Source organism: Streptomyces colwelliae (assembly GCF_048158785.1).
Lineage (GTDB): Bacteria > Actinomycetota > Actinomycetes > Streptomycetales > Streptomycetaceae > Streptomyces.
The window spans coordinates 1-8,434 of sequence record NZ_JBLTJC010000419.1; the positions used below are offsets into that span (position 1 = coordinate 1).

General features: G+C 68.7%; 5 protein-coding genes and 1 pseudogene. 4 read left to right on the plus strand and 2 right to left on the minus strand.

Going from position 1 to position 8,434, the window contains the following annotated elements; translation table 11 throughout:
* A pseudogene (locus ACNFOC_RS46155) lies at positions 1–1,340 on the plus strand (D-alanyl-D-alanine carboxypeptidase); the annotation flags it as partial.
* Positions 1,341–1,527: 187 nt separating this feature from the next.
* On the plus strand, positions 1,528–3,441 hold the full coding sequence (locus tag ACNFOC_RS46160; RefSeq protein ID WP_416964986.1) for a DUF8823 domain-containing protein: 1,914 nt from the start codon (positions 1,528–1,530) through the stop codon (positions 3,439–3,441).
* Here the strand turns inward: ACNFOC_RS46160 and ACNFOC_RS46165 are convergent, their stop codons facing one another.
* Positions 3,442–4,281, minus strand: coding sequence for a hypothetical protein (locus tag ACNFOC_RS46165; protein WP_416964987.1), 840 nt, complete (start codon positions 4,279–4,281; stop codon positions 3,442–3,444).
* An 81-nt stretch (positions 4,282–4,362) separates the two neighbouring features.
* Between ACNFOC_RS46165 and ACNFOC_RS46170 the strand changes: the two genes are divergently transcribed.
* The gene (locus ACNFOC_RS46170) at positions 4,363–5,151 is read left to right on the plus strand and encodes an SDR family oxidoreductase (RefSeq protein WP_416964988.1); all 789 of its coding nucleotides are present in this window, start codon (positions 4,363–4,365) and stop codon (positions 5,149–5,151) included.
* Between the two features lie 135 nt (positions 5,152–5,286).
* On the plus strand, positions 5,287–6,861 hold the full coding sequence (locus tag ACNFOC_RS46175) for a sodium:solute symporter family protein (protein WP_416964989.1): 1,575 nt from the start codon (positions 5,287–5,289) through the stop codon (positions 6,859–6,861).
* Positions 6,862–6,865: 4 nt separating this feature from the next.
* Here the strand turns inward: ACNFOC_RS46175 and ACNFOC_RS46180 are convergent, their stop codons facing one another.
* The gene (locus ACNFOC_RS46180) at positions 6,866–7,984 is read right to left on the minus strand and encodes an ADP-ribosylglycohydrolase family protein (protein WP_416964990.1); all 1,119 of its coding nucleotides are present in this window, start codon (positions 7,982–7,984) and stop codon (positions 6,866–6,868) included.
* Positions 7,985–8,434: the final 450 nt, after the last annotated feature.

Below are 8,434 nucleotides of genomic sequence, written 5' to 3' on the forward strand. Positions count from 1 at the left end.
GTACTAGTGTTACGGTCGTAAGCATACCCCCTGGGGTAATTCTTCGTTGGAAGGGAGGCCCGTTCGAGCCCCCGCTGGACCTCCTCGCCGAACTGACCAACACCCCGCCACCCCCGGAAACCCCGGTCCGCACAGCGATCCGCAGAGTCAAGATCTGGACCCCGCTGGTCATCCTCCTGGCGATCGTGTTTGCAGTAGTACAGGCCGTACGCCCGCTGCCGACCCCGTCCCTCACCCTCACCGCCGACGACTCGTACACCTTCGACGGCAGCAAGGCGAACCTCCCGTGGCCCAGCGAGGGCCAGGGCTGGATGGACGTCAACGGCATCGGCACGATGGGCAGCTTCGGCAAGCAGACCCCGGTCGCGATCGGGTCCGTGGCCAAGGCGATGACCGCGTACATCGTCCTCAAGGACCACCCGCTGAAGGCGGGCGCGGAGGGCGAGAAGATCACCGTCGACGCGACCGCCGAGAAGGAGGGCGGCTACGACAAGGACGGCGAGTCCACGCTCAACACCGTGAAGGCCGGCGACGTCCTCACGGAGAAGCAGGCGCTCTCGGCGATCATGATCCCGTCGGCGAACAACATCGCCCGCCTGCTTGCCCGTTGGGACGCGGGCTCCGAGGCGGCGTTCATCAAGAAGATGAACGACACCGCGAAGTCGCTGGGGATGACGAACACGACGTACACCGACGCGTCCGGTCTGAAGGAGACCACCGTCTCCTCCGCCGAGGACCAGGTGAAGCTGGGCAACCAACTGGTCAAGATCCAGGCGCTGATGGACATCACCAAGCTGCCGAGCTGGGTCGACCCGTCCGGCAAGAAGTGGACCAACTACAACCGCCTGGTGCCGTACAACGACTCCCTCGGCATCAAGACCGGCACCACCACCGCGGCCGGCGGCAACCTGCTCTTCGCCGCCACCAAGGAGGTCGGCGGTGAGACGGCCGTCGTCGTCGGCGCGATCCTCGGCCAGCACACCGCGCCGATCATCGACACGGTCAACGCGGTCAGCAAGACGGCGATGCTCGCGGCGCAGGACGCGATGACCTCGGCGAAGATCCTGAAGAAGGGGACCGTGGTCGGGTACGTCGACGACCAGCTCGGCGGTCACACGCCGGTCGTCGTCACCAAGGACGTCGCGGCGGTCGGCTGGGCCGGCCTGAAGGTGAAGCTGTCCTTCGCCCCCGACGCCGTACCGCACACCGCGAAGGCCGGCACCAAGGTGGGCACGCTCACCGTGGGCGACGGTTCGAGCGGTGCCGTCAAGGTGCCGGTCGCTCTCCAGAAGGATCTCGCCGAACCGGCCTTGACCGCCAAGCTGACCCGCCTCGGCTGACCCACGAGGCGATGCACGTCACCGCGTCCCGCCGGCGGGCCCCCACCCGGGAGCCCGTCGGCGGGGTGCGTGCTAGCGTCGCGAATCGGGGCACGTCGCCGGTCATGCGGGACGCGGCGTCGAACAGGCCGGGAACGGGACGGAACGCGGCCGAGAAGAGAAGACGGGACACGGGGAGTGCCTTCAGGTGGCCACAGCGGAGCCGACACGTGCCGACGATGCCGATCCGGGCCCGGTGACCGGCCCGCGAATACGCGTGCCCGCGCACACCACGCCGGATAGCGCGACCGCCGAGACCCGGCACACGGACGACGACGACACCCGGCCCACGGACGACGACGCCGCGACGCACACGGGCGGCGGCGACACCCGCCTCGCGAACCTGATCGACCGCCTCCGCGCCCCCTTCCTCCGTCACCCGGTGATCGGCTTCACGCTCCTCTCCGGTGTCCTCCACGTCGTCTGGTTCTTCACGTTCGCGAACAGTGGCGGCGACCTCGCGGCGCAGGACGCCTGGGCGGAGTTCGTCGGCCGCCACCCGGACTCGGCGTACAACCTCGCCTGGTACGGCGGCATGCACCCGGTGTCGTACAGCGTGGTGTCGCCGTATCTGATGTCGGTGCTCGGTGTCCGTACGACGATGATGATCGCCGGGACCATCTCGGCGGGCCTGCTGACCATGATCCTGATCCGCAGCCGCTCGGTGAAGAACCCGCTGTGGGCCTCGCTCGCGGGTGTCTTCGCGCTGCTGTGCAACGCGGCGTCGGGCCGGGTGACGTACGGCCTGGGCCTGGTCTTCGGGCTCGGCGCGGTGGCCGTCGTCTTCTGCTGGCCCTACCGCTGGCGCTACAAACGCTGGGCGAAGGCCCTGTGCGCGGCCCCGCTGGCCGCGCTCGCGACCATGTCGTCGCCGGTGGCCGGGCTGTTCGTGGGGCTGGTCGCCGTGGCCCTGTTCCTCCAGAAGCGGCGCCCCGGCGCGTGGGCTCTCGGCCTCGCGCCCGCGGCCGTGGTGGCCGTGTCCGCCTGGCTGTTCCCGTTCTCCGGCACGCAGCCGATGCTGTTCGGCTCGATGATCCTGCCGCTGGCCTCCGGGGTCATCGTCTACTTCGTGGTGCCGCGCGAGTGGACGACCGTACGGATCACGGCGGCCGTGTACAGCATCGGCGTCATCCTCGTCTGGCTGGTCAGTTCACAGATCGGCTCGAACATCAGCCGGCTGGCGATGCTGTTCGCCGGGGTCGCGCTGATCTCCGCGCTGCCCTTCGCGGTGCCGCGCTCGCGCAAGTGGTACGTGATCGTGCTGGCCTTCGTCGGCTTCACCGGGTGGATCGGCTTCAAGTCGGTCGACGACGTCATCAACACCGCGCCGGCCGCGTCCTGGTCGCACGAACTCGCCCCGCTGGTCAACGAACTCCAGACCGTCGGCGCCGAGCGCGGCCGCGTCGAGGTCGTCCCGGCCCGCTCCCACATCGAGGCCTCCGCCCTCGCGCCGTACGTCAATCTCGCGCGCGGCTGGAACCGCCAGGCCGACATGGAGCGCAACCCGCTCTTCTACGACGACACGCTCAACTCCGCCAACTACCACGAGTGGCTTCAGCGTTGGGCCGTGCACTACGTCGTGCTGCCCAAGGACGAGCCGGACGGCGACGGCGGCGAGCGCGAACGCGCCCTGGTGCAGCGCGGGATGCCGTATCTGAAGCAGGTCTGGGGCGACGCCAACTGGCAGCTGTTCCAGGTCACCGACCCGGCGCCGCTCGCCGAGCCGAACTCGGTCGTCGACCGGGCCGAGCAGGGCGAGTTGACCATCGAGGTGAAGAAGAAGGGGCGGATCCTCATCCGTATCCCGTACTCGCCGTGGCTGAGCATCGTCGACGCGAAGGGCAAGAGCCTCAAGGCCCCGCAGGAGACCGACGCGTCCAAGCACCGTGCCGAGGGCGCCCCGAAGACGTACGACAACCTCAACGGCTGCCTGATGGAGACCGAGGAGGACTCCAAGGGCGACAAGTGGACGATGTTGCTGGCACCGAAGGCGGGGACGTACCGGCTGGCGGCGCCGTACCAGTTGCCGCGCGGCACTCCCTGTCCCGATGAGCTGAAGTAGTCAGCGGAGCCGGTCCACGTACTTGTCCGTACCCGGCACCGTGGGGATGAACGGCGCCACCAACTCCACCCGCCCCAGGCCCGATTCGGCCACCGGCGCTTCGAGATCCGCGAAGCACTCCTCCCAGCAGTCGCGCGGATCCGCCTCCAGGAACCACAGCAGCGTGAGCCGGGTGTCGACCCCTTCGACCTGCTTGACGTAGGTCATGCGGTCGCCCGGCAGCGGGGTGGGCCGGAAGACGGTCACCATCGCGGCCGGTGACCCGGCGAGCCGCTTGGGCAGCTGCCGGGAGCGCAGCCACTCCAGCAACTCGGCGCGCTGCCCGGCCGATTCACTGTCGACGACCTCCAACACCAGCCCGGCGTAAGGGTGGTCGAGGGCGTGGAAGTCCCGGGGACCCGCCGCGCCATCCCTGTACACGGTGGCCTCGTGGTCCTGGAACGCGGTGAAGACGTGCGTACGGTCCTGGTAGACCCGCCCATCCCGATTGAGCCGTTTGTTGATGCCGACGGTCCACTTCATGTGGTCGTCGTAGCGGCCCTCGGTGACCCAGTACGTGGAGAGGTAGCAGCCGGCGGTGACGGGCTGGGCGACCGCCGACTTCTCGGGGGAGCGCAGGAGTTGGAGGTCGCGGGTGGCGACCCAGCGGCGGCCGGAGTACATCCAGGGCATGGCCATCGCGCCCGCGTAGTAGTGGTCGTCCTCGTACCAGCGGTTGTAGGCGTACTCGTGGCCGGGATGCGGTTCGACCATGGTGATCAGCGCGTGTCCCGGCCGGACTCCGTACGGTCCTACGGCGGCCAGTTCGGCGTACACGTCGCTCCGGGTGTCCTCGCTCACGTCGCTCCCCTTCCGTCCTCCGCCGGTCGCCCATACTCTGACGCCCCGTCAGATAAACCGCCAGACCCCGGGAGGGATCGGATGTCGCTGCTCGCGGGCAAGACCGTCGTCGTCTCGGGGGTCGGGGCCGGACTCGGCCATCAGGTCGCCGCGGCCGTCGTACGGGACGGAGGGAACGCCGTGCTCGGCGCGCGCACGGAGGCGAATCTGGCCAAATCGGCCGCCGAGATCGACCCCGACGGCGCGCACACGGCGTACCGGGCGACGGACATCACGGACGAGGGGCAGTGCGAGGCGCTCGTGGAGGTGGCGCGGGAGCGGTTCGGGCGGGTCGACGCGGTGGTCCAAGTGGCCGCGTGGGACAGCTACTTCGGCGGGGTCGAGGACGCGGACTTCGCCACCTGGCAGTCGGTGATCGACGTGAATCTGCTGGGGACGCTGAAGATGACGCGGGCCTGCCTGCCGGCGCTGAAGGAGGCGGGCGGCGGCTCGGTGGTGTTCATCGGGACGCAGTCGGCCGTAGCCGCTCCCTCGCAGGTGCGGCAGGCGGCGTACGCGGCGTCGAAGGGGGCGCTGACGAGCGCGATGTACTCGCTGGCAAGGGAGTTGGGGCCGTACCGGATCCGGGTGAACACCGTGCTGCCGGGGTGGATGTGGGGGCCGCCGGTGGAGGCGTACGTGCAGTTCACCGCGCACACGGAGAAGGTGCCGGAGGCGGAGGTGCTGAAGCGGCTGTCCGACCGGATGGCGCTGCCCGAGCTGGCGACGGACGGGGATGTGGCGGACGCGGCGGTGTTCCTGGCGTCGGAACGGGCGCGGGCGATCACGGGTCAGTCGTTGCTGGTCAACGCCGGGGAGCTGATGCGCTGAGTTCACATAGCTGAACGCGGAACATCAATCCGAACGATTTTACTCCCCCTTGACCTCACGCTTACTTGTCGTGCTCACGCGCGACCGCCCACGATGAGCCCCGGGCTGAACCGGCTCAATCGTGGGAGGGCGCATATGAACGGGCTCGACTGGGCCGTGCTCATCGGCTATTTCGGCGTGATGGTGGCGATCGGCGTGTGGTCGCACAAGCGCGTCGACAACGTGAGCGACTTCTTCACGGCCGGCGGGAAGATGCCCTGGTGGCTGTCCGGCATCTCGCACCACATGTCGGGCTACAGCGCGGTGATGTTCACCGGCTACGCGGGCATCGCCTACACCTACGGCGTCACGTCCTTCGTCACCTGGTCCTTCCCGATCGCGCTGGGCATCGCCATCGGCTCCAAGCTGTTCGCGCCGCGCATCAACCGGCTGCGCTCACGGCTCCATGTGGCGTCCCCGCTCGAATACTTGAAGAACCGCTACAACCTGAAGACCCAGCAGGCGCTCGCCTGGTCCGGGATGCTGCTGAAGATCGTGGACGTGGCGGCCAAGTGGGCGGCGATCGCGACCCTGTTGTCGGTGTTCACAGGTGTGTCCCTGAACCAGGGCATCCTCATCACCGGCGCGATCACGGCGGTCTACTGCACGATCGGCGGCCTGTGGGCGGACGCGCTGACCGAACTCGGCCAGTTCGTCATCCAGTTGCTCGCCGGAGTCTCCATGTTCGTGGCCGTCGTACTGAAGTTGAACGACAAGGGCATCGGCTTCCTCGGCGCCTGGGACGAACCGGCGCTCCAGGGCCACGGGAAACCGCTGGTGGGCACCTACGGCACGGTGTTCCTCCTCGCGTTCCTCTTCATCAAGCTCTTCGAGTACAACGGCGGCATGCTCAACCAGGCCCAGCGCTACATGGCCACCAAGAGCCCCTACGAGGCCGAGCGTTCGGCCCGGCTGTCGGCGGCACTGTGGCTGATCTGGCCGACGGTCCTCTTCTTCCCCATGTGGATGTCACCGCTCCTGGTCCACGCACAGAAGCCCGACGGCTCCGACTCCTACGGCCTGATGACCGAACAACTCCTCCCACACGGCCTGTTGGGCCTGGTGGTCGTCGGCTTCTTCTCCCACACGATGGCGATGTGCTCGTCCGACGCCAACGCGATCGCGGCGGTCTTCACGAGGGACGTGGCACCGGTCGTATCGGCCAAGGCCCGTGCGTGGAACGACCGTTCGGGCCTGATCGCGGCCCGCGTGACCACGGTCGTCTTCCTCGGCCTGTCGATGGCGGTGGCGACGCAGGTCAACTCGCCCACGTTCAAGGACATCATCACGGTCGTCATCAAGTGGGTCGCGGGCTTGATGGGCCCGATCGCGATCCCGATGATGCTGGGCCTGCTCCGCCCGTTCCGCAAGTCCGGCCCCACAGCGGCCCTCACGAGCTGGGCGGCGGGCCTGTTCGCCTTCTGGCTGGTCAACTACCCGATCAACTGGGAGGTCGACGGCGGAGTCCCGCTCCAGTACCAGGTGTCGATCCCCCTCGCGGTCTCCCTGATCCTCTACATCCTCATCGGCTTCGTGAAGCCCGAGGACACCCCGGAACGGGACGCGCTGATCGAGAAGATCAACGGCGGCGGGGACGACGACGGAGAGGCGGCGGTCGCGGTACCCGCGCAGGCGGAGGTCGAGGACGACGTGGTGGGCAGGCAGTCGTAGCGCGCTAACTCCCGCGCGGATACCGGGCGATCCACCCCGGGGCGGACCCCGCGGGCCCGTGCAACGCGGGCCCCTGGGTCATCTCCACCGCGAAGTCATCGGCGAGCACAAGCAACGTGGGACGGCCCTCCAGTTCGGCCAGCCAGGCCGGCGGGAGGGCCGTCTCGCCGTGCAACGCCCCGAGCAGCCCACCGGTGAGCGCCCCGGCGGCCCCGGAGGGCCCACCCTGATTCACGGCAAGACACAGCCCGTGCCGTACGTCCTCGCCGACGAGCGCGCAGTAGACAGCCCCCGCGAGCACCCCGTCCGCGTTCCCCTCCCCCACGAGCTCCTCGACCCGCGCGGAGGTGGGCATCCCCTGCCGTACGGCGCCGAGGGCACGCTGAAGAGCGACGGAGACGGGCTGATGCCCGGGCCGAACGGCAAGCAGGCCGAGCGCCCGCTGCACGGCGGCGTCGAGGCTCTCCCCCCGGGCGAGCCCATGCACGATGACGGCGTAGGCACCGGCGGACAGATACCCGACGGGATGCCCATGGGTCTGCGCGGCACACTCCACGGCGAGCTGCATCACGAGCTGTGGCTCCCACCCGACAAGCAACCCGAAGGGCGCGGAACGAGCGGCGGCCTCACCCCCCGCCTCACCGGGATTCTTGGGCGCGTCGAGCGTCCCCATCCGCTCGTCCCCAAACCCCAACAAACAAGCCCGAGTTGGATCGCGCCGCGCATAGAGCCACTCCTCCCGCGCAAGCCACCCATCGTCCTTACGACGCTCATCGGGCCCCCAGTCATGCTGAGTCGCGGCCCACCGCAAATAGGCCCGATGCAGATCGGTAGGCGGATGCCAGGCCCCGGTGTCCCGCCGCACCTGAGCGCGGATCAGCCCATCCACGGTGAACAGACTGAGCTGCGTGAGATGAGTGACTGCCCCGCGCCGCCCATACCCGAAGACAAGATCCACGACGCCCTCAGCGCCGTAGGCCTCCCGGATCTCATCGCCCGCCAACAGATCCACAGGCGCACCGAGCGCGTCCCCCACGGCGGCCCCGAGCAGCGTCCCCCGCACCCGACTCCGAAAATCCTGCTGCTCGACCCGGCCCCAGACGGCCCCGATTGCCGTACTCACCAAGACCTCCTCGGGGCTCCTTCGTACGTACGAGTCAGTTCAGCACTGTAATCGAACGGGGACAGTGGGTTGAGGGGGTGGATCGGTATACGGGGAGCTGGACTGACCCACGTCGGAGAAGCGACCGTTGGGCCACTCGCTTCTCAGCCAGTGTCGGGCTTCCACGGCGGGCCGACCCGTGAATCCCCTTGCCTGTACTGCGTTGCCGGAAGCCGGGGGCAAAACTAACCACTGTCACGAGCCGTTACTGGTTAGAAAAGACCCCAGCCTCCAAAGGCGACATGGCCCGGGGCCGGGGCGGCTGGGGTAGGTGGGTCCGCGAAGTGTGACACTTTCCCCTCGACTGTCACACTTCCGCGGGCCGGGTACCCCGGGGAGGGCCAACCGGCAGATGAGGGAAGACGGCCATCGCCCGAGCCACCACACAGAACCAGCCCGCAGTCTCTCCCC

Excerpts from the sequence above, each read along its gene's own strand:
- ACNFOC_RS46175 (WP_416964989.1), top strand. The coding sequence starts at position 5,287 with ATGAACGGGCTCGACTGGGCCGTGCTCATCGGCTATTTCGGCGTGATG.
- ACNFOC_RS46170 (WP_416964988.1), top strand. The coding sequence starts at position 4,363 with ATGTCGCTGCTCGCGGGCAAGACCGTCGTCGTCTCGGGGGTCGGGGCC.